This is a genomic window from Paracoccus pantotrophus (assembly GCF_008824185.1).
Lineage (GTDB): Bacteria > Pseudomonadota > Alphaproteobacteria > Rhodobacterales > Rhodobacteraceae > Paracoccus > Paracoccus pantotrophus.
Window position 1 is genome coordinate 718,428 of the sequence record NZ_CP044423.1, and the last position, 21,091, is coordinate 739,518.

The window sequence follows — 21,091 nt, forward strand, 5'->3', positions numbered from 1 at the left end:
TGTTCGAAAGGGATGACTCAGTTCTTGTGCTCCAGCTCCCGCGCCAGAAACTTTTGAAAATGCTCGCCATTTTCATAGCCATGCGCGCGCACCCAGGTCAGCAGGGCGCTGGTGGTGCCCTTGCCGAACGCGCCCGGCATCATCGCCACGGCCGCCTGGGCGGCGGTCTTCTCTGCCGGCACCTCTTCGGGCAGGAAGATCATCGTCGGCGTGAACATGACGCCCCAGCGCACGGCCATGTCCTTTTCCGAAAGGGCGGTGCCGTCGAAATCCGTGACCTCGACATCGCCGAACAGGTTCATCTGCACGACGAAATAGCCGTCGCGGATCAGCGCATCGATCTCGGGGTCGGGAAAGACCTTCTCGTGCATCTCGGCGCAATAGATGCAGCCGCGCTGCTCGACCAGGATCAGCAGGCGCTTGTCCTGCGCATTGGCCTCGGCCAGATCCTCGCGCAGATCCTTGAAGGTCTCGCGCAGCCAGGTGGGCTTGTGCAGGCCGTCGTCGCCGATTTCGGCGGCGGCTGCGGGTGCTGCCGCCAGTAGCAGGCAGGCGGCCAGGGCGCGGATCGGTTTCATGGTCGGGCTCCTCTCAGGTAAGCGTGGCTGTCCAGTCGAAGTTGCGAATCATCCAGTCGGCGATGGCATTGACGGAATTGGTGGCGATCAGGATGCCGAAGACGATCAGCATCACCCCCATGGCCTTTTCCACATGCCCCATCACCGCGCGGTGCCGCGCGACCCAGGACAGGAACGGTGCCGCGAAGAACGCCGCCAGCACGAAGGGCAGGGTCATCGCCAGGCCGTAGACCACCAGCAGCAGCCCGCCGCGCCACAACTCGCCCATGCCCGAGGCCACCATCAGGATCGCCGCCAGCGCCGGTCCCACGCAGGGCGTCCAGCCAAAGCCGAAGGCCAGCCCCATCACATAGGCGCCGATCAGGGTCGAGGGCTTGGCCTCGGTCTGCACCCGCGCCTCGCGATAGAGCAGGCCGATCCGCAGCACGCCCAGGAAATGCAGGCCGAACAGGACCAGCACTCCGGCCGCCACCCAGGACAGGGTTCCCTTCCATTGCGCGAAGGCCTGACCCAGCGCCGTGGCGCCCAGGCCCAGCATCAGGAAGATCGTGGTCACGCCCAGGGCAAAGGCCAGCGCGCGCAAAACCATCCGCTGGCGCGCTCCTGCCGCCACGGTACCGCCGTCGCGCAGTTCGCGCACCGACGCCCCGGCCATGTAGGACAGGTAGAACGGCACCATCGGCAGGATGCAGGGAGAGAGAAAGGACAGCAGCCCCGCCAGTGCGGCCCCGCCATAGGTGACATCAAGCATCGGCTCCCCCCGAGTGCTGCCGGGCTGCCGATGCTTGCCCGGCCGCCGGCGTTATATTAGAATATTCCTATGTTCAAATTATGGCGTCAATCCCGTTGTGGAATCTCCCTGCCCAGGCCCCTGCTGCTGGCGCTGCTTGCCGCGGCATGGCCGGCTGGGGCGGCAGAGCTGCGGCTCTTGATGTTCGAACAGCCCGGCTGCCTTTATTGCGCGCGCTGGGACGCCGAGATCGCGCCGCAATATCCGCTGACCGACGAGGGCAGGGCGGCGCCGGTGCAGCGGCTGCAGATGCGCGACCCCTTACCCCCGGGCCTGGAACTTGCCCGGCCCGTGACCTTCACGCCCACCTTCGTGCTGATGGCCGGCGACGTCGAATCCGGGCGCCTGGAAGGCTATCCGGGCGAGGATTTCTTCTGGCCCATGCTGGCCAGGCTGATCGGTCAGGCCGAGCCGGGGCAATGATCCCCGCGCCCTGGATCCGCGATAAATTGGCCCAGTCCTCCGGTTGGGGTTGCCGCGCGCCGGCTTACCCGGCATTTAGGAAAGAAGGGAATGGGGATGAGCCCTTGGGCGGTATCGAGAACATCCGGCAGGAACCGGAACAGGAAGCCGATTTCGACGCGCTGATCAAGGCTGCGAACGATGCCTCGACCTTTCTGAAGGCGCTTGGCCATGACGGCCGCCTCATGATCCTGTGCTATCTGATGAGCGGCCCGAAAAGCGTGACCGAGCTGGAAAACCTGCTGTCCTCGCGGCAGGCCGTGGTCAGTCAGCAATTGGCGCGGCTGCGCCACGAGGGGTTGGTCAGCGCCAGGCGCGACGGTCAGACGATCTTTTATTCGATCCTCGATCCCAAGGTCGTTGACTTGCTTGCCGTTCTGAAAAAGCTGTTCGAGACGGATTGCTGACCCGCGGGGAGGCAGGGGCGGCACCGGGAGGCCGCGGAACAGGACTTCCGCGGGGATGGGAGAGACGCGATGGATGAGCTGCCCTATGGAGTGCTGGCCGCCCTGGTCGGGCTGGCAGGCGGGATCGTGCTGGGACTTGCCGCCCGGCTCGGGGATTTCTGCACGCTCGGCGCGCTGGAATCGGCGGTCTATGGCAAGGATGCCCGGCGGCTGCGGCTTTGGGGGGTGGTGTTGGGCGTGGCGATCCTGACCACGCAGGCGTTGGCCCTGATCGGCTGGATCGAGCTGGAGAACAGCTTCTATCACACGATCCAGTGGAACCCCTGGGCCTCGATCGTCGGCGGGCTGGTGTTCGGCTATGGCATGGCCATGGCCGGGAATTGCGGCTTCGGCGCGCTGGTGCGCTTCGGCAGCGGCGACCTGCGCTCGCTGGTGGTGGTGGTGGTGATGGCGATCATCGGCTTCATCGTCCTGTCCGGGCCGCTGGCGCCGCTGCGCGTATTGCTGTTCCCCCAGCCCGAGGCAAGCGGCCCGCAAGGCATCGTCCACGACCTTGGCCTGCTTGGCCTGCCGGCACCGCTTACGGTGGTGCTGTTCGGTGTCGCGGCGTTGGCCTGGGGGCTGGGATATGCGCCGCTGCGGGCAAGGCCGCAGATGATCGCCTGGGGCGCGGCTGCGGGCCTTGCGGTCAGCTGGTGCTTTTTCGGCACCAGCTGGCTTTACGATCACAGCCTTGGCGCGGTGCAGATCGAGGGGCCCTCCTTTACCGCGCCGGTGGGCCGGACGCTGATCTACCTGATGACCTCGACCGCGGGCGGGATCACCTTTTCCGTGGGCTCGGTCGTCGGCGTCATGGCCGGGGCGCTGATCGGCTCGATGATCCGCGGCCTGTTCAAATGGGAGGCTTGCGAGGATCCCCGCGAGCTTGGCCGGCAGGTCGGCGGCGCGGCGCTGATGGGCGCCGGCGGCGTGGTGGCGATGGGCTGTTCGGTCGGCCAGGGGGTTTCGGCTTTCGCCGCCTTGGCATGGTCCGGCCCCGTCACGCTGATCGCCATCGCGGCTGGCGCCGCATTCGGGCTGCGTCGCCTGATCGGCGGCTTCCAGAACGCCGTGGACTGAAGCCATTCGTCCTGCCGGTCGGGCTACGGGCGGCAGCGTCCCGCAGGCACGCAAGGGGCGGGCGGTCTTCGCCTTGCCGCAGGACCGGGCCGGAGGCTTCGATCCCGCCCGACCGCGCAAGGTGCCGGTCGTTTCCGTGCGGCTCCGTCTCGCGTCGGTCCCAGGGGCGATGTCCTGCCGGGCGGCCAAGGGGGCGGGCCGCAGCGAAAGGCGGCTCCCGCCCGGGCAGTCATCCTGTCCGCCTGCGCTTCGGGACTGCGATGCCGCTGCCGCGCGCCTTGAAACGCGGGGTTGCGGCCGGGGCGCCTGTCGCGCCCCGGCCGATTGTCTCACTCCATCTCGATCATGAGGTCTTTCGCGTCGATCTGCTCGCCCGGCCGGACATGCAGCGCCTTGATCACCCCGGCTCGGTCGGCATGGATGGCGGTTTCCATCTTCATGGCCTCGATGGTCAGCAGCAGGTCGCCAGGGTTGACCTTCTGGCCTTGCGTGACCGCGACCGAGGCGACGACGCCGGGCATCGGGGCGCCCAGGTGGCCCTCGTTCGCCGGGTCGGCCTTGGGACGGGCGGCGGTCTGCGACTTGACCAGGCGGTTCGGCACCCGGATCACCCGGGGCTGGCCGTTCAGCTCGAAGAAGACCTTCACCTCGCCCTTCTCGTCGGTCTCGCCCACGGTCTGCAGGCGGATCTCCAGCGTCTTGCCGGGGTCGATCTCGGCCTCGATCTCCTCGCCCGGCTCCATGCCGTAGAAGAAGGTCCGCGTCGGCAGCACCCGCACCGGGCCGTATTGCCGGTGCCGGCCCATGTAGTCCAAAAACACCTTGGGATACATCAGGTAGCCGTTCAGATCCTCGTCATCGACCGCCTTGCCTTCCAGCTGGCGGATCAGGTCGGCGCGGGTGGCCTCCAGGTCCACCGGCGGCATCGCCGCGCCGGGGCGGGCGGTCAGGGCTGGCTCGCCCTTCAGCACCTTCTTCTGCAAGGCCGCCGGCCAGCCCCCGGGCGGCTGGCCCAGGTTGCCCTTCATCATGTCGACGACCGAATCGGGGAAGGAGACCTCGACGCCCGGATCCTCGACCTGCGCCCGGGTCAGGCCCTGGGCCACCATCATCAGCGCCATGTCGCCCACCACCTTGGAACTGGGCGTGACCTTGACGATGTCGCCGAACATCCGGTTCACCTCGGCATAGGCCTGGGCCACCTCGTGCCAGCGGTCCTCGAGGCCGAGCGAGCGCGCCTGGGCCTTGAGATTGGTGAACTGGCCCCCCGGCATCTCGTGCAGCCAGACCTCCGAGGCCGGGGCCTGCAACCCGCTCTCGAAGGCGGCGTAATGCTCGCGCACCGCCTCCCAGTAGTTCGAGATCCGGCGGATCGCCTCGATGTCCAGCCCGGTGTCGCGATCGGTATGGCGCAGCGCCTCGACCACCGAGCCCAGGCAGGGTTGCGAGGTATTGCCCGACAGCGCGTCCATGGCGCAGTCCACCGCATCCACCCCGGCCTCGGCCGCGGCCAGGATCGAGGCGCCGGCAATGCCGCCGGTGTCATGGGTGTGGAAATGCACCGGCAGGCCGATCTCCTCCTTCAGCGCGCGGACCAGAATCGAGGCCGAGGCGGGCTTCAACAGCCCCGCCATGTCCTTCAGCCCCAGCACATGCGCGCCGGCGTCGCGAAGCTCGCGCGCCATCTTCAGGTAATAGTGCAGGTCGTATTTCGAACGCGCGGGATCGAGCAGGTCGCCGGTATAGCAGATCGTGCCCTCGCAGATCTTGCCGCTCTCGATCACCGCATCCATGGCGACGCGCATGTTCTCGACCCAGTTCAGGCTGTCGAAGACCCGGAACACGTCCACCCCGGTCTTCGCCGCCTGGCGGACGAATTCCTGCACCACATTGTCGGGATAGTTGGTGTAGCCGACGCCGTTCGAAGCCCGCAGCAGCATCTGCGTCATCAGGTTGGGCATGCGGGCGCGGATGTCGCGCAGCCGCTGCCAGGGGCATTCCTGCAGGAAGCGATAGGCGACGTCGAAGGTCGCGCCGCCCCAGCATTCGACCGAGAAGAGGCCGGGGAGGTTCGCGGCATAGGCCGGCGCCACCCGGATCATGTCGATCGAGCGCATCCGCGTCGCGAGCAAGCTCTGGTGGCCGTCGCGCATCGAGGTGTCGGTGATCAGCAGCCGCTTCTGGTCCAGCATCCAGTCGGCGACGGCTTTCGCCCCCTGTTCCTCCAGCAGCTGCCTTGTGCCCGGCGCCGGCTCGGCCTTGGCCGCGGGCGGCACGGGAATGCGCGCCTCGGCCGGCGGCAGCGGGCGGCCGGCGGTCTCGGGATGGCCGTTCACGGTGATGTCGGCGATATAGACCAGGAGCTTCGTCGCCCGGTCGCGGCGCTTGCGGAACGCGAACAGGTCCGGCGTGGTGTCGATGAACTTGGTCGTATAGCTGTCGTCGAGGAAGGTCGGGTGCTTCAGCAGGTTGATGACGAATTCGATATTCGTCGCCACGCCGCGCACCCGGAACTCGCGCAAGGCCCGGTCCATCCGCGCGATGGCCTTTTCCGGCGTCTGGGCATGGGCCGTGACCTTGACCAGCAGAGAATCGTAATAGCGGGTGATGACGCCGCCGGAATAGGCGGTGCCGCCATCGAGCCGGATGCCGTTGCCGGTCGCCGAGCGATAGGCGGTGATGCGGCCGTAATCGGGGATGAAGTTGTTCAGCGGATCCTCGGTCGTGACCCGGCATTGCAGGGCATGGCCGTTCAGATGCACGTCCTCCTGCCGGGCGACGCCGGTGGCCTCGGCCAGCGTCGCGCCCTCGGCGATCAGGATCTGGCTCTGCACGATGTCGATGCCGGTGACCTCCTCGGTCACGGTATGCTCGACCTGGACGCGTGGGTTCACCTCGATGAAGTAGAACGCCTGGCTGTCCATATCCATCAGGAACTCGACGGTGCCGGCGTTGCGGTAGCCGACGGCGCGGCCGATCCGCAGCGCCAGTTCGCAGACCTCGGCGCGCTGTTCGGGGGTCAGGTAGGGCGCCGGGGCGCGTTCCACGACCTTCTGGTTGCGGCGCTGCACGGTGCAGTCGCGTTCATAGAGGTGATAGAGCCCGCCATGGCCGTCGCCCAGAAGCTGCACCTCGACATGGCGGGCGCGCAGGATCATCTTTTCCAGGTAGCCCTCGCCATTGCCGAAGGCGGCCTCGGCCTCGCGCCGTCCCTCGCGCACCTTCTCGGGCAGCTCCTCGGGGCCCATGATCGGCCGCATGCCGCGCCCGCCGCCGCCCCAGCTGGCCTTGAGCATCAAGGGATAGCCGATCTCGGCGGCCTCACGCTTGATCGCCTCCATGTCCTCGCCTAGCACCCCGGTGGCCGGGATCACCGGCACGCCGGCCTGGATCGCCACGCGCCGCGCGCTGGCCTTGTCGCCAAGCGCCCGCATGGTGTCGGCGCTCGGCCCGATGAAGGTGATCCCCGCCGCGGTGCAGGCATCGACGAAATCGGGGTTCTCGGACAGAAGTCCATAGCCCGGATGGATGGCATCGGCGCCGGATTCTTTCGCCACCCGGATGATCTCGGGGATCGACAGATAGGCCGCCACCGGCCCCAGGCCGCCGCCGATGCGGTAGGCCTCGTCCGCCTTGAAGCGGTGCAGGCTCAGCTTGTCTTCCTCGGCATAGACCGCGACCGTCTTCTTGCCAAGCTCGTTCGCAGCCCGCATCACGCGGATCGCAATCTCGCCACGGTTCGCTACCAGAATCTTACGGAACATGCAGTCCCCCCTTGTTCGCCCGGCGGGCATCCTATCCATGCTGCGGTGCAGCGCAAGCACCCTTCGCGACGCTTTCGTGACGCGGGTTTTCTCATCTCAGCGGCGTTCGCGAAAGAATTCTTGCAGCAGCCGGCGCGATTCTTCTGCCGAAATGCCGTCCACGATCTCGGGCCGGTGGTGACATTGTGGATGGTCGAAGACCCGTGCGCCATGATGCACGCCGCCCATGCGCGGATCCTCGGCCCCGTAATACAGTACCGCGATCCGGGCGGCCGAAATGGCGGCGGCGCACATCGGGCAGGGTTCCAGCGTCACCCAGAGCCGCGCGCCGGGCAGGCGTTCCGAGCCCAGGGCGGCGCAGGCAGCGCGGATCGCCAGGATCTCGGCATGGGCGGTCGGGTCGCGCATCTCGCGCGTGCGGTTGCCGGCCTGGGCCAGCACCTGCCCGTCGGCGCCGATCAGCACGGCGCCCACCGGCACCTCGCCGCGCCGGGCGGCGGCGCGGGCTTCCTCCAGTGCGGCGGGCATGTGCGAGGCAAAATCCATGCGCGCTTTTCGCCTGCGCGTGCCCCTTGCGCAAGAACTGCTTTCCATCCTGCGGCGTTAAGCGTAAAAGCACCGCTTTGCCACCGCAGAGATGCGCAGGAGATCGCCATGACCGACACGCCCGAAACCGCCCCGAAACTCGCCGCCGCCAAGCCTGCCGCCAAGCCAGAGCGCATCGCAAAGGTGATGGCGCGTGCCGGCGCCGCCTCGCGCCGCGAGGCCGAGCGGATGATCTTGGAGGGCCGCGTGACGGTGAACGGGCAAAAGATCGACAGCCCGGCGCTGGACGTGACACCCTCGGACAGGATCCGTGTCGACGGCAAGCCGCTTGACGAGCCGCAGGAGACGCGGCTGTGGCTTTACTACAAACCGGTCGGTCTCGTGACCTCGGCCTCGGACGAAAAGGGGCGGCAGACGGTGTTCGACGCCCTGCCGCGCGATCTGCCGCGGGTGATGACCGTGGGCCGGCTCGACCTGAACTCCGAGGGGCTGCTGCTTCTGACCAATGACGGCGAGCTGAAGCGCCGGCTGGAACTGCCGACCACCGGCTGGCTGCGGCGCTATCGCGTGCGGGTGAACGGCCAGCCCAACGACCTGACCTTCGCGCCGCTGCGCCGCGGGGTCACCATCGATGGCGAGGAATTCGCGCCGATGGAGATCAGCCTGGACAGCCAGCAGGGCGCCAATGCATGGCTGACCGTCGGCATCCGCGAGGGCCGCAATCGTGAGATCCGCCGCGCCATGGCCCATGTCGGGCTGATCGTGAACCGGCTGATCCGCATCGGCTATGGCCCGTTCAAGCTGACCGGGCTGGAGGAGAACGAGGTGCGCGAGGTCAAGCGCAAGGTGCTGCGCGACCAACTGGGCGGGCTTCTGACCGGCGAGGCCGAGGACAAGCCGCGCAGCTTCCGCGAGCGCGGCGCGGCCGAGGGCGATGCCCGCCCGCGCAAGCCGCGCGAGGACGGCGAGCGCAGGCCCTTTGCGCGCCGCGAGGATGGCGAGCGCAAGCCATTTGCCCGTCGTGAGGATGGCGAGCGCAGGCCCTTTGCCAAGCGGGCCGAGGGCGACGCCCGTCCGCGCAAGCCACGCGAGGATGGCGAGCGCAAGCCCTTTGCGCGCCGTGAAGACGGCGAGCGCAAGCCTTTTGCCAAGCGGGCCGAGGGCGACGCCCGTTCGCGCAAGCCGCGCGAGGATGGGGAACGCAAGCCCTTTGCGCGCCGCGAGGATGGGGAACGCAAGCCTTTCGCCCGGCGTGAGGATGGCGAGCGCAGGCCCTTTGCGCGCCGCCCGGAGGGCGAAGGCAAGCCCGCGCGCGATACCAAGCCTTTCGGCAAGGGTCCGCGCGGCGGTCAGCCCGGTTTCAAGGGCGGCGCGAAAGCCGCCGAGGGCGAGCGCGGCTTCAAGCCGCGCGGCGAGGCAGGCTTCAAGCCCAAGGGCCAGGGCAAGCCTGCCCGCGGCTTCCAGCCCGGCAAGCCCGGCGCAAAATCCGGCACCAAACCCGGCGCCCCAAAAACCAGTCACGCCCCCGGAAAGGGAGCGCGGCCAGAGGGAAAAGGCCCGCGGCGCGGATGATCGCGCCGGCGCGGATGATGCGACATCGCGGAACGTCGGGATGATCGCGGCCCCGCTGCATCGCGCAATGCGGAGGAAAGGCCCGCCTGCGGGGCCGGTCCCTCGCCTGCGGCTTACTTGGTCAGGATCAGCTTGCCGGCGCGGGTGATGCGCAGGTTGTACACCTGGTCGCCCAGCACGATCAGCGCCTGATTGCCGCCGGCAGTCAGCAATTCAGCGTCATATTCGGGAAGTCGTTGCAGGGCGGTCACGCCGGGACGCGTGAATTCGGCGGGGCGGGTCGCGGTCATGTCCAGTTCCTCGTTTCTGTCGCGGTGAGTGCAACCTGACAAATTTTCTAAGAGATGTCAAAGGAAAATAGTCGGGAATTGTTCATGACGCAATAGCCTGATTTAAAAAGAGAAAAGCGGGCCATTTCAGGCCCGCCTCTCCGTCGCCCCTGGATGCGGCGCTGGTTTTGACAGATCAGTCTGCTCCCAGGCAATCGGCCAGCGCCGAGGCCATGCCGCGCAGGATCTCGACGTAAAGCCCGGCGCCGGGGCGCGCGCCGGCACCTTCCGGGTCGAGCGCGGCACCTTGGCGAACGTCGCTGCCTTCGATCACCGCGGCGATCAGTTTCGGATCGTGATTCGCCTCGGGAAAGGCACAGACCGCGCCCTTTTCGGCGATCTCGCCGCGAATCGCCTGGAGCCGCGCGGCCGAGGGTGCCGAGGCATCGCCCAGGCTGACCGCGATGGTCGGCTCCAGCCCGTAATGCCCGGTGAAATAGCCATAGGCATCATGGAAGACGATGAAACGCTTGCCCTGGACGGGGGCCAGCATGGCCTTCAGTTCCTCGTCCAGCGCGGCGATCTGCTCGGTCGCCTTCGCGGCATTGGCGGCATAGACGGCGGCATTGTCGGGGTCGCGGCGGGACAGGGTTTCGGCGATGGCGGCCAGCCAGGCTTGCCCGTTCGCCGGGTCCAGCCAGGCATGGGGATCGGTGCCGCTGTGATCATGGCCTTCATGCCCATGTTCCTCGGCGTGGCCGTGATCGTGGTCATGGTCATGCGCGCCGCCGGCATAGTCCCGGCGTTGCGTGGCGGGCAGGTCCAACAGGGTCAGCATCTCGCCCTGCGGGGCAAGGCTCGTGGTTGCGCGTTCCAGCCAGGGGGTCAGTTCCGGGCCGACCCAGACCAGCAGGCCGGCATCCTGTAGGCCGCGCGCCTGGCTGGGGCGCAGCTGATAGTCATGCGGATCGCCGCCGGATTGCAGCAGGATCTCGGGCTGGCCCAACTCGCCCATGACCTGCTGCACCAGGGCGCCGACGACCGGGATGTCGGTCACGACACGCGGCACCTCGGCCCAGGCGGGCAGGGCGGTGCTGCCCAAGGTGGCGGCAAGAAGCAGGGAAGAATATCGGATCATGGCGGACTCACTTGCGGAAACGCCAAGGTTATTTATGTTATATCGTAACTCGTCAAGCGGAAATGTAACGATATAACATCATGGCCAGCCCGGACTCCCCCCCCGACCCGTTCCACGAACACGACCATGCCCATTGCGCGGCAGCGGTGCTGCGCCGCGCCGAGGAACAGGCAAGGGTCGAGGGCGTGCGCCTGACCCCGGTGCGCCGGCGCGCACTGGAGATCCTGCTGGAATCGCATCGCGCCATGGGCGCCTATGAGGTGCTGGAGCGGCTGTCGGCCGAAGGCTTCGGCAAGCAGCCCCCCGTGGCCTATCGGGCGTTGGATTTCCTGGTCGAGCAGGGGCTGGCCCATCGTGTCCAGCGGCTGAACGCCTATGCCGCCTGCCTTTCGGCCGAGCGCGACCATTCGCCCGCCTTCCTGATCTGCCGCGGCTGCGAGCAGGTGGCCGAGGCCGATGCACCCGATCTGCGCGCGGCGCTGGACCGGCTGGCCGGGGCCTCGGGCTTTCGCATCGAGCGCAGCACCGTCGAGCTGCTGGGCCTTTGCGCGCGCTGCACCGAGGCCGGCCTGTGACGGCGCTGATCCATGCCACCGACCTGTCGGTCAGCCATGGCGGCGACCTGCCGGTGCTGAACCATGTCGATTTCCTGATCCGCCCCGGCGAGATCGTCACCGTGGTGGGGCCGAACGGCTCGGGGAAATCGACGCTGGTGCGGGCGCTTCTGGGCCATGTCGCGCTGGCCTCGGGCCGGGTCGAGCGGGCGCCGGGGCTGCGCATCGGCTATGTGCCGCAGCGCGTGCATATCGAGCGGGCGATGCCGATGACCGTGCGCCGCTTCCTGTCGCTGCCGCGCCGGGTGGGCGATGCGCAGGCCGCCGCGGCGCTGGAACGGACCGGCGTGCCGGGGCTGGAGCGGCGGCAGATCACCGCGCTCTCGGGCGGGCAGTTCCAGCGCGTGCTGTTGGCCCGCGCCCTGCTCAGCGACCCGCAGCTTCTGGTGCTGGACGAGCCGACGCAGGGCCTGGACCAGCCCGGCATCGTCGCCTTCTACAAGCTGATCGAGGAGGTCAGGGCCGAGACCGGCGCCGCCGTGCTGATGGTCAGCCACGATCTTCTGGTGGTCATGCGCGCCTCGGACCGGGTGGTGTGCCTCAACGGCCATGTCTGCTGCGAGGGCACGCCGCAGGCGGTCAGCGCCGCCCCCGCCTATCGCGCCATGTTCGGCGCCGAATCGCAGGGCACGCTGGCGCTTTACCAGCATCACCACGACCACGACCACGACCATGTCGCAGAGGGCCATCGCCACGGCCCGGCCTGCGCCCATACGCATTGAGGCCCCATGCTTGACGATTTCCTGACCCGAGCCGTGCTGGCGGGGCTTGGCCTTGTACTGGCGACGGGGGCGCTGGGTTCCTTCGTGGTCTGGCGCCGCATGGCCTATTTCGGCGATTCGACCGCCCATGCCGCGATCCTGGGCGTGGCGCTGAGCTTCGTCTTCTCGCTGCCGATCTATCTGGGCACGCTGGCGGTGGCGGTGGCCATGGCGCTGATCGTGGCGCAGCTTACCGCGCGCGGGCAGTCCATGGACACGGTGCTGGGCGTCATGGCCCATAGCGCGCTGGCGCTGGGGCTGGTGGGGGTCAGCTTCGTGCCCTCGCTGCGGGTGGGGCTGGACGCGTTCCTGTTCGGCGACATTCTGGCCGTGACCCGGACCGACCTGGCCTGGATCTGGGCCGGCGCGGCGGCGGTCCTGGGATTGCTGATCTGGCGCTGGCAGCGGCTGGTGACGGCTTCGGTGAACGAGGAACTGGCCATGGCAGCGGGAATCGATCCGGCGCGCGAGCGGCTGATCCTGTCGCTTGCGCTGGCGCTGGTGGTGGCCATCGCGATTCGGATCGTGGGGGCGCTGCTGATCTCGGCCATGCTGATCGTGCCGGCAGCGGCGGCGCGGGGATTCTCTGCAACGCCCGAGCGGATGGCGGGTTCCGCCACCCTGATCGGCGCGGTTTCGGTCCTTGGCGGACTTTGGGCAAGCCTTTGGTTCGACACGCCCGCGGGTCCCTCGATCGTGGCCTGTTCGGCGCTGATTTATGCAGCAACATTGGTGGCTTGCAGGAAATGATCCAGGCTTGCGCGCAGGCGGGAACCCGCGAGTTTCCGCCGATCCGGCGGCGGCATCTCGCCGAGCGCAAGAGGTGTTGGCTATTATGCAACAGTCGCCCGAGGCGCGCGTGATTTCCCGATCAAGACCGCTTTCCAAGTCCTTGGGATTATGCGACTGTCTCAGCGATGTTGCCGGAAACGGCAGCCGTCAAAGTACTGAACGGAGCATGATCATGACCAAATTCGCTACCTTCGCCCTGGCCCTGGGCCTGTCGGCTTCGACCGCTCTCGCCGGTGGCTATGTTGCCCCGGTCGTTGAAGTCGAGCCGGTTGTCGTTGACGAGAAGCCCGCTTCGACCAACGCTGGCCTCGTCGTTCCGGCTCTGCTGCTGCTGGGCGTCATCGCCGCCATCGCCTCGGATGACGACGACAGCTCGACAGCTGATCGCTGAACGGAACCTCGGTTCCGCGAAGTTTCAGAGGGGCTGGCCATTGGTCAGCCCCTTTTTTCATGTCCGACGCCTTGCCGTTCGCCGCCCGGCCGGAGGCATGAAAAAACCGGCCGCGCGGGGCCGGTTTTCATGTCGTCTCTCGCGGGCCCGTCAGGGGCGCAGCACCTGGATGGTGATATAGCCCAGCCGCGGCCCGAGCCATTGCCGCGACACCGGCAGATGCCCGCCCTGCGGCATGAAGCTGTTCTGGAAACGTGCCCCGTGGCCCTCGCAGCTTTCCAGGATCACGCCCGCCGCCGGTCCCGGCCCGGTGGTGCAGTTAAAGCTCAGCGGCCTCTCCAGCCCGTCACCGCTGTAATAGCGCATGACGCGCGGGGCCGAGCCCGAGCGGCCGGCGCGGATCAGCGCCTCGGTCTGCGGCTCGGCGACGGACAGGTCGTTGCCCAGCCCCCGCGTGCCGATCACCATGCCGTCGCGCAGGATCAGCGCCTCTTTCGAGGGCGCCATATAGGTGCGCATGGCGCCGTTCTGGCCGGTCATCGCCATGACCTGCGTCCGGCCAAGCGATTCGAAGCCCACCAGGATCAGCGGCGCCGGGTTGACCCGCAGCGCCTCGGCGGCCATCTGCTCGGGCGTGCGCGGGGCCGGGGCCTCCTGCGCCTCGCCGCCGCGCATTCCGGCCAGGGTGCTGCCGGCCGTCTTGGCGGCAATCAGCAGCGGGTTGGCCTCCCGGCCGGTATCGTCGTTGCCGCAGGCGGCCAGGCCGGCGATCAGCAGCGCCGAAAGGGCGGCCTTGTGGATACGGGTCGCGATCATCGCCAGAACCTCCCCCAGCCTTGGTAAAGTTTGACGGATTGCGCGTCCCGGACCTTGTCGTAGAGCCGCCCGTCCACGTTCACCCGCGCCCCGCCGTCACGCGACAGCGACCGCAGCGTGCTGCTTGCGCGATCCCGCGTCGGCGTGCCCGCGGCCCAGGAAATCGGCAGCGAGATGGTGATGCCCTTGTCGAACGAGCCCTCGCCGAACTGCTCCTCGCTCATGTCGGTCTTGGTGGCGAAGGCGCCCACGCGCCAGCCGTTGGCGAATTCCCGCGTCAGGGTGATGGTCGCGCCCTTGTCGCCGGCCAGGTACTTGCCGACATCCAGCTGTGCGGTGAAGCCGTTGGCGAACTCGTAATAGGCCGACAGATGCCCGGTCGTGACCTCGTAGTCGCGGAAGCCGAAGATGTCCTCGAAATCGCGCTTCTTCACCCGGTTGATCTCGGCCCCGAAGGCCAGCGGCGAATTGGCCGGCTTCCACAGCACCTCGCCCGAGACGCCGCCATAGGCGCGTTCCAGCAGGCCCACGGTCAGGCGGGTATAGACCGTCTCGGTGGGCTGGGCATACCAGGCCAGCGTCAGCTCGGGGATGGTCGGGCTGTCATTGCCGGTATACATGCGCGTATCCGAGCGGACCCGAGGCACGCCCCGGAAGAACTCGTTAGCCGGATCCGAAATGTATTCTTCGGGCGTATAATGATGGCCACGCTCTCCGCCCACCAGCTCGGGGGGGATCCCCGGCCCGCGCTGCTCCATGCTGCCGAAGGCGCGCTGGCGCAGCGTTCCTGACAGGATCAGGCCCGGCGTGATCTCGTAACTGGCCTTGAGTTGCGCGCCGACCTCATAGCGCAGCGGATCTTGCGGATCGAACAGCCCCAGTTCCAGATAGGGCCCGAGGTTCCAGCGGAAGCGCGGGAACAGGCCCGGCGTCGTCACCAGATCGCCCGGCCGCGGCTCGGCATCGACCAGTTGCGCGGCCTGGGCGATGCGGCCGGCCTCGGTATTTTCCAGCCGCTCGACATCCGAACGCTTCAGCACCACGGACGAGGTCGCCATGCCCTCGGCGTTCGAGGTGATGACCAGCGTCTCGACCGAAGGCGGCAGGGCGCGGGTCATCAGCCGCGCGGTGCGGCCCACGGCCTCGGACTGCTGGATATAGCGGGTATTGCGGATGCGGACCTCGGCCCGGTTCGCCGACAGGGCCATGGATTCCAGCACCTGGCCCTCATCGGCCAGCGCGTCTTTCAGCGCGGTCTGGATCGCCGGTTGCGCGGTCGGATCGGCCGACCAGGCGCCCGACCAGCCCTCCGGGTCGGCGGCGGGTGCAGGGCGCGGCCTGACCGGCGCCGGCGCCTTTTCCAGCCCCGAGGGGAAGGGCGCGTTGCGCGGGTTCAGCGCAAAGCTGAACTGCGCGCCGAAGATGTCCCCGCCCAGCGTATAGAGGCCCAGCTGATATTGCGGGTTGAAGGTGTAATAGGCGCCCAGGTTGAACTGGCTGCCAGGGGCTTCCTCGGTCCCCCTGCGCGTCTCGGGCCGGTATTTGTCGCTGGAATATTCCGCGACCAGGCTCAGCTTGTCGTTGACCTGCCAAGTGACCGAGCCGAAGGGCTTGGGACTGCCGGAGAACCAGTCCTCGACATTGGGCTTGCCACCCTCATCGCCATCGGGTTCGCGAAACTGGCCGGCCAGACGGCCCCAGCCGATGCCCAGGCTGGCGCGGATGTTGGGGGTGATGGTCTTGCTGGCGACGATGTATTCGCCGGAATAGACCCCAGTGCCCAGGAAGTCCTGAAGCCCGACCGCGACGGCGGGGCGCCAGCCGGCCTCGTCCAGGAATTGGAAGCGGATGTCGAAGGACCGGTCCCAGATATGACCCAACTGATTGTGGTCGGTCATCCCCTCGACCCGGGAATAGCGCAGCGCGGTGGTGATGCGCGGGTGCAGCTGGAAGACGACGTTATGGCGCCGCCCCAGCTCGTTATAGGACACGGTGCCGCCCAGGGTGCCGTCGGGCAGCATCTCGGCCGTGGGGGTTTCGACCCCGCCCGGCAGGCCATAGCTGTTCAGCACATCGCCTATCAGCGGATCGGTGCGGGCCGGGCTGGTGCCGAGACCCAGAAGCAGCGCAACTGGCACGGTCGAGGCCAGCAGGCGACGGGTAAGCATCGAATGGGCGCGCATCGCGGCTCCTCTCAGGTCGTGGCCCGCAGCGGGGCGGCGGGTTGGGCCGGCGCCGCGCGGGCCTTGCCGCACGGCGCCCGGATCTTGGCTCATTCGCTCGGGGCGGGCGGCTCGGGCAGGATCAGGGCCGGGGCCGGGACGCCGCCGGCCGCATCCGACCCGCCGGCAGCCGGAGCGGTCCCCGGCGCGGCCGGGCTGTCGGCAGCGGGCGCTTCGGCATCGGCCGCCGTGCCGTTGGCCGGGGTCTCGGCCGTGCTGTCCGCCGAGGGGGCGGTCGAGGACGTGCTACCGGGCGCCGTGGTCGCGGGCGCGGTGCCGGTCGCGGGCGTGGTGGGACCGGTAGGCTCGGCCGGAGTGGTCGCCGGGGTTTCCGTCTCGGGCGCTTCCGCCGCCGCCTCGGTCTCGGGCTTGGCCGCGGGCGCTGCCGGCTTCGGCTGGGTCTTGGGCTTGGGGGCCGCGGACGAGGCGCGCACCTGTGCCTTGGGCATGGTGTCGGTCGGAGCGGCGCAGCCGCTCAGGCGCTGGCTGCCGACGCGCAGCCGCGCGGTGAAGGGTGTCTTCTGCCCGCCCATCTCGCATTCCGCCGCCTGGATGTTCAGCGCGAAGACCGAACCGTTCATCGAGCCGATGAACTCGACCCCCCGGCCATAGGCCATGCGCCGCACGGTGACGCCGACGGATTTCGCGCCGGGCCGTTCATAGACGGCGGTCTTGTCGGCGGCGGTCACGGTCCAGCCCGACCCCGCGGCGCGGAACATGGCGGTGCCCAGCGTGCTGGCCTCGGCGGTGGCGACGGGCTTGCCCTCGGCGCCGGTCTCGATCGGCTGTTCCAGCGGCGAGACGCTGGGCGGGCCGGAATGGGCGGGGGTTTCGGGTTCGGAGGACTGGAAGGGCAGTTCGCCGCAGGCGGCAAGGGCTACAGTCATCGTAAGAACGGCGAATGCCGAACGGAATTTCATCTGCTCAGTCCCGGTTCCGTAGGTTTTGCTTATGCTGATTGGCTACAGGAAGGGCAGGGCCGGGGCAAGCGCCGACAGGGGGCGGTCCGCGCCAAACCCCCGCTTTGCGCGATTCTTCGCACGCGACTCAGCAGTTCGGCACATTGACGGCCAGACCGCCCAGCGAGGTTTCCTTGTATTTGTCGCTCATGTCGCGGCCGGTCTGGCGCATGGTCTCGATGGCGGCGTCCAGCGGCACGAAATGCTGGCCATCGCCGCGCAGGGCCAGGCTGGCCGCCGAGACCGCCTTGATGGCGCCCAGGCCGTTCCGCTCGATGCAGGGCACCTGCACCAGCCCCTTCACCGGGTCGCAGGTCATGCCCAGGTGATGCTCCAGCGCGATCTCGGCGGCGTTCTCGACCTGGGTGGGGCTGCCGCCCATCGCGGCGCAGATCCCCGCTGCCGCCATGGCGCTGGCCGATCCGACCTCGGCCTGGCAGCCGCATTCCGCGCCCGAGATCGAGGCGTTGTGCTTGATGAGCCCACCGATGGCCGCCGCCGTCAGCAGAAACTCGTCGAGTTGGCGTTCCGAGGCGCCCGGCACGTGGTCCAGCCAATAGCGGATCACCGCCGGCACCACGCCCGCCGCGCCGTTGGTGGGTGCGGTCACCACCTGGCCGCCGGCGGCGTTCTCCTCGTTCACCGCCATGGCATAGATCGACATCCAGTCGTTGATAACATGCGGCGCGGTCAGGTTCATGCCGGCCTCGGCCCTCAGCGCCTCGTGGATGGCGGCGGCGCGGCGGCGGATCGACAGCCCGCCGGGCAGGATGCCGCCGGTCGCCAGCCCCCGGTCCATGCAGTCGCGCATGACTTGCCAGATGCGGCGGAGGCCGGCGGAAATCTCGGCATCGCTGCGAAAGACCCGCTCGTTCTCGCGTTTCATCTGGGCGATGGACCTGCCCGATCTTTCGGCCATCTCCAGCATCTCGGCGGCCGAGGCGAAGGGGAAGGGCACCTTGGGCGAGGCGTCGGTGCGGGTGTCGTCGCCGCGCGCCGCCAGCTCGGCCTCGGTCATCACGAAACCGCCGCCGATCGAGTAATAGACCTCGCGGAAGATCACGTCGCCCTGCGCGTCGGTCGCCATCAGCACCATGCCGTTGGCATGGCCGGGCAGGGCGCGGTCATAGTCGAAGATCAGGTCGCGCGCCGGGTCGAAGGCCAGGTCGCCCAGTCCCTCGGGCGACAGGATCCTGGTTTCGCGGTTGCGGGCCAGCGCCGCCTCGGCGGCCTCGGCATCCATGGTTTCGGGCAGGAATCCGGCCAGGCCCAGGATGGTGGCGCGGTCGGTCGCATGACCCTTGCCGGTGAATGCCAGGCTGCCATGCAGGCTGGCGCGCAGCCCGTGCGCGCGGAACGGCTGCTGGCGCAGTGCGTCCAGAAAGCGGCCTGCGGCCACCATCGGCCCCATGGTATGGGACGAGGACGGGCCGACTCCGATCTTGAAGATGTCGAAGACGGAAAGAAACATCGCGCACTCCCTGGCTGGCGCGGCAAGCCTAGCCGCGGACCCGGCGGCAGGCCAGAGCGGTTGCGACAGCGCGCCTGAAGCTCCGCGACATTTGACGAATCCGGGCCTGCCGACTATTTAGGCATCAAGCATTAAAAAGCGGCAAATTCGAGCGCGTCGGGAAAGCCTGCCGATCGGGCGCAAGCCGTTTTCTTTCGCATCCCCGCCGGCTGGCCTACGAGTTTTCCCATGACATTGCCCGAACCCATCATCCTTGGCTCCACGCGGCTCGGCCCGCCGGTCTTCCTGGCGCCCATGGCCGGGATCACCGACCTGCCCTTTCGCCGCGCCGTGGCGCGCCATGGCGGGGCGGGGCTGATGGTCAGCGAGATGGTCGCCTCGACCGAGATGGTGACGCCGCGCCCCTCGACCCGCGCCGCCGTGCGCGCCAAGGCGCTGACCGAGGGCGAATTGCCGGTCAGCGTCCAGATCGCCGGGCGCGAGGCGGGGGCGATGGCGGAAACCGCGCGAATCGTCGCCGGCATGGGCGCGCGCATCGTCGACATCAACATGGGCTGCCCGGCCAAAAAGGTGACGGGGGGGCTGTCGGGCGCTGCGCTGATGCGCGATCTCGACCACGCGCTGGGGCTGATCGACGCGGTGGTCGCCGCCGTGCCCGACCTGCCGGTGACGCTGAAGATGCGGCTGGGCTGGGACGCGGATTGCCTGAATGCGCCAGAACTGGCCGCCCGCGCCGCCGGGGCGGGAGTCAGGATGCTGACCATACACGGCCGCACTCGCGCGCAGTTCTATACCGGCAGCGCCGACTGGAATGCCATCCGCGAGGTCGCGAACCTGCCCGGCCGGCCGCCGCTGGTCGCCAATGGCGATGTGGTGGACGCGGCCTCGGCTCGCGCGGCGCTGCGCCAGTCCGGCGCCGATGCGGTCATGGTGGGCCGCGGCGCCCAGGGCGCGCCTTGGCGGCTGGCGCAGATCGCGCATGCGCTGTGGAACACGCCGGCGCCGGACATTCCCCAGGGCGCCCGCCTGGCCGAGGCGGTGGCCGAGCATTACGACGACATCCTGTCGCTTTACGGGCGCGAACTGGGCCTGCGCGTCGCCCGCAAGCACCTGGGCTGGTATGCCGAGTCGAACGGCGCCCCGAACCGCGCCGAACTCTTGCGCGCGCCCACGCCCGAGGCCGCGCTGGCCGCGATCCGCGCCGGTTTCGGCGATGCCGATGCCGCCCATGCCAATGCCCAGGCGACCGAGGTGCCCTCATGACAAGCCGGCCCAGGTCCGACATCCTGCCCGATCCCGAGATGGAGGCCGGCGGCGGTTTCACCCCGGCAGAGGTCGGGCCGAACTGGGCGGCGCTTCCCTTGCCCGCGATCATCCTGGACGCAGAGGGCCGGATCGCCGCGATGAACGACCTGGCCGAGGCTTTCCTGAACATCTCCTGCCGCTCGTCGCTGGGGCAGGCGCTGGAAGGGGCCGAGATGCTCAAGCGGCTGCGCATCGTGCCCACACTGGGCTCGATCCTGGAGCGGATGCGCGAGGGCCATGACGCGCTGAACCGCGCCGGCGTGCGTTTCGAGATCGGCGACCGCTCGGGCGGGCATTCCGACCGCATCGGCACCATCCATGCCGGCCCCGCGCCCAGCCCGGCGGGAGGCACGGTGATCCTGATCTCGCCCCTGGAGGGGGCCGGGCGGCTTGGGCAGGGGCAGGCGGCGCGCTCGGCCGCGCGTTCGGCCATCGGCATGGCCGAGATGCTGGCGCATGAGATCAAGAACCCGCTGGCCGGCATCCGCGGCGCGGCGCAGCTGATCGGCATGAACCTCAAGGCCGAGGACCGCGACCTCGCCGACCTGATCGTGGCGGAATCGCGCCGCATCGTCGAATTGCTGGACCAGGTGGAACGCTTCGGCGACACCTCGGCGCCGCGGCTGGCGGCGGTGAACATCCATGACGTGCTGGAGCGAGTGCGCCGCTCGGCCGCGGTGGGCTTCGGCAAGGGGTTGCGCATCGTGCCCGATTACGACCCCTCGCTGCCGCCGGCGCTGGTCGATGCCGACCAACTGGTGCAGGTCTGCCTGAACCTGGTCAAGAACGCCGCCGAGGCCATCGGCCGGACGGGGCAGGGCGGCAGCATCCGCCTGCGCAGCTTCTACGACGGCACCCTGCGGCTGGCGCCGACCGAGGCCGAGCCGCAGGGCCGCAGCCTGCCCCTGCAGATCGAGATCGAGGATGATGGCCCCGGCATCCCCGAAACGCTGATCGCCGAGGTCTTCGAGCCCTTCGTCTCGGGGCGCGAGAACGGCACCGGCCTCGGCCTGGCGCTGGTTTCCAAGATCATCACCGACCACGGCGCCTGGATCGCGCTGGAATCCCGCCCCGGTCGCACCGTTTTCCGCATTTCACTGCCCAAAGCCTGAGGT

20 protein-coding genes are annotated in these 21,091 nt (G+C 68.6%); 10 read left to right on the top strand and 10 right to left on the bottom strand.

Features of this window, described 5'->3' with window-relative positions; all coding sequences use genetic code 11:
• Window positions 1-17: 17 nt before the first annotated feature.
• Window positions 18-578: a SoxW family protein gene (locus tag ESD82_RS03415; protein WP_028710431.1), complete on the bottom strand. Its 561-nt coding sequence runs from the start codon at window positions 576-578 to the stop codon at window positions 18-20.
• Between the two features lie 13 nt (window positions 579-591).
• The gene (locus tag ESD82_RS03420; RefSeq protein WP_147428996.1) at window positions 592-1,329 is read right to left on the bottom strand and encodes a cytochrome c biogenesis CcdA family protein; all 738 of its coding nucleotides are present in this window, start codon (window positions 1,327-1,329) and stop codon (window positions 592-594) included.
• Between the two features lie 180 nt (window positions 1,330-1,509).
• Here ESD82_RS03420 and ESD82_RS03425 point away from each other — a divergent pair, with 180 nt between their 5' ends.
• From ESD82_RS03425 to ESD82_RS03435, 3 genes are all read left to right on the top strand, one after another.
• The gene (locus ESD82_RS03425; protein ID WP_231493225.1) at window positions 1,510-1,791 is read left to right on the top strand and encodes a thioredoxin family protein; all 282 of its coding nucleotides are present in this window, start codon (window positions 1,510-1,512) and stop codon (window positions 1,789-1,791) included.
• A 122-nt stretch (window positions 1,792-1,913) separates the two neighbouring features.
• On the top strand, window positions 1,914-2,237 hold the full coding sequence (locus ESD82_RS03430; protein ID WP_231486941.1) for an ArsR/SmtB family transcription factor: 324 nt from the start codon (window positions 1,914-1,916) through the stop codon (window positions 2,235-2,237).
• A gap of 69 nt (window positions 2,238-2,306) precedes the next feature.
• Window positions 2,307-3,356, top strand: a complete 1,050-nt coding sequence (locus tag ESD82_RS03435; protein WP_147428994.1) for a YeeE/YedE family protein — start codon at window positions 2,307-2,309, stop codon at window positions 3,354-3,356.
• A 329-nt stretch (window positions 3,357-3,685) separates the two neighbouring features.
• Here ESD82_RS03435 and ESD82_RS03440 read toward each other — a convergent pair whose 3' ends face one another.
• Together ESD82_RS03440 and ESD82_RS03445 are read right to left on the bottom strand one after the other, a co-directional pair.
• On the bottom strand, window positions 3,686-7,120 hold the full coding sequence (locus ESD82_RS03440; RefSeq protein WP_147428993.1) for a pyruvate carboxylase: 3,435 nt from the start codon (window positions 7,118-7,120) through the stop codon (window positions 3,686-3,688).
• 96 nt (window positions 7,121-7,216) lie between these two features.
• Window positions 7,217-7,666 (bottom strand): nucleoside deaminase, encoded by a 450-nt coding sequence (locus ESD82_RS03445; protein WP_024844432.1) that lies wholly within the window; start codon window positions 7,664-7,666, stop codon window positions 7,217-7,219.
• A gap of 108 nt (window positions 7,667-7,774) precedes the next feature.
• Between ESD82_RS03445 and ESD82_RS03450 the strand changes: the two genes are divergently transcribed.
• Window positions 7,775-9,238, top strand: coding sequence for a pseudouridine synthase (locus ESD82_RS03450; RefSeq protein WP_147428992.1), 1,464 nt, complete (start codon window positions 7,775-7,777; stop codon window positions 9,236-9,238).
• Between the two features lie 113 nt (window positions 9,239-9,351).
• Here the strand turns inward: ESD82_RS03450 and hemP are convergent, their stop codons facing one another.
• Together hemP and ESD82_RS03460 are read right to left on the bottom strand one after the other, a co-directional pair.
• A complete protein-coding gene (hemP, locus tag ESD82_RS03455) occupies window positions 9,352-9,528 on the bottom strand; it encodes a hemin uptake protein HemP (RefSeq protein WP_010394206.1) in 177 nt (58 codons plus the stop codon).
• Between the two features lie 175 nt (window positions 9,529-9,703).
• Complete coding sequence (locus ESD82_RS03460) at window positions 9,704-10,645, bottom strand: zinc ABC transporter substrate-binding protein (protein ID WP_147428991.1); 942 nt, start codon at window positions 10,643-10,645, stop codon at window positions 9,704-9,706.
• An 80-nt stretch (window positions 10,646-10,725) separates the two neighbouring features.
• On the opposite strand from ESD82_RS03460, the gene ESD82_RS03465 reads away from it, so the two are divergent.
• The 4 genes from ESD82_RS03465 to ESD82_RS03480 all read left to right on the top strand — a co-directional run bounded on the left by ESD82_RS03465 (window position 10,726) and on the right by ESD82_RS03480 (window position 13,203).
• Complete coding sequence (locus ESD82_RS03465) at window positions 10,726-11,220, top strand: Fur family transcriptional regulator (RefSeq protein WP_024844435.1); 495 nt, start codon at window positions 10,726-10,728, stop codon at window positions 11,218-11,220.
• Window positions 11,217-11,981, top strand: coding sequence for a metal ABC transporter ATP-binding protein (locus tag ESD82_RS03470; RefSeq protein ID WP_147428990.1), 765 nt, complete (start codon window positions 11,217-11,219; stop codon window positions 11,979-11,981). Before ESD82_RS03465 ends, ESD82_RS03470 begins: the two co-directional genes overlap by 4 nt.
• A gap of 6 nt (window positions 11,982-11,987) precedes the next feature.
• On the top strand, window positions 11,988-12,770 hold the full coding sequence (locus ESD82_RS03475) for an iron chelate uptake ABC transporter family permease subunit (RefSeq protein WP_147428989.1): 783 nt from the start codon (window positions 11,988-11,990) through the stop codon (window positions 12,768-12,770).
• A gap of 214 nt (window positions 12,771-12,984) precedes the next feature.
• Window positions 12,985-13,203: a hypothetical protein gene (locus ESD82_RS03480; RefSeq protein ID WP_407672799.1), complete on the top strand. Its 219-nt coding sequence runs from the start codon at window positions 12,985-12,987 to the stop codon at window positions 13,201-13,203.
• Between the two features lie 150 nt (window positions 13,204-13,353).
• Here ESD82_RS03480 and ESD82_RS03485 read toward each other — a convergent pair whose 3' ends face one another.
• From ESD82_RS03485 to ESD82_RS03500, 4 genes are all read right to left on the bottom strand, one after another.
• The gene (locus ESD82_RS03485; protein ID WP_024844439.1) at window positions 13,354-14,019 is read right to left on the bottom strand and encodes a YjbF family lipoprotein; all 666 of its coding nucleotides are present in this window, start codon (window positions 14,017-14,019) and stop codon (window positions 13,354-13,356) included.
• Entirely contained in the window at window positions 14,016-16,202 is a 2,187-nt protein-coding gene (locus tag ESD82_RS03490) for a YjbH domain-containing protein (protein ID WP_147428987.1), read from the bottom strand. Before ESD82_RS03490 ends, ESD82_RS03485 begins: the two co-directional genes overlap by 4 nt.
• An 89-nt stretch (window positions 16,203-16,291) precedes the next feature.
• The gene (locus tag ESD82_RS03495; protein ID WP_147428986.1) at window positions 16,292-17,161 is read right to left on the bottom strand and encodes a hypothetical protein; all 870 of its coding nucleotides are present in this window, start codon (window positions 17,159-17,161) and stop codon (window positions 16,292-16,294) included.
• 127 nt (window positions 17,162-17,288) lie between these two features.
• Window positions 17,289-18,671 carry an L-serine ammonia-lyase gene (locus tag ESD82_RS03500; protein WP_147428985.1) on the bottom strand — a complete coding sequence of 461 codons (1,383 nt, stop codon included), beginning with the start codon at window positions 18,669-18,671 and terminating at the stop codon, window positions 17,289-17,291.
• A 228-nt stretch (window positions 18,672-18,899) separates the two neighbouring features.
• On the opposite strand from ESD82_RS03500, the gene dusB reads away from it, so the two are divergent.
• On the top strand, window positions 18,900-19,934 hold the full coding sequence (dusB, locus tag ESD82_RS03505; RefSeq protein WP_024844443.1) for a tRNA dihydrouridine synthase DusB: 1,035 nt from the start codon (window positions 18,900-18,902) through the stop codon (window positions 19,932-19,934).
• Window positions 19,931-21,088, top strand: coding sequence for a two-component system sensor histidine kinase NtrB (locus tag ESD82_RS03510; protein WP_024844444.1), 1,158 nt, complete (start codon window positions 19,931-19,933; stop codon window positions 21,086-21,088). The genes dusB and ESD82_RS03510 overlap by 4 nt, the downstream gene beginning before the upstream one ends.
• The last annotated feature ends 3 nt before the right edge of the window (window positions 21,089-21,091 follow it).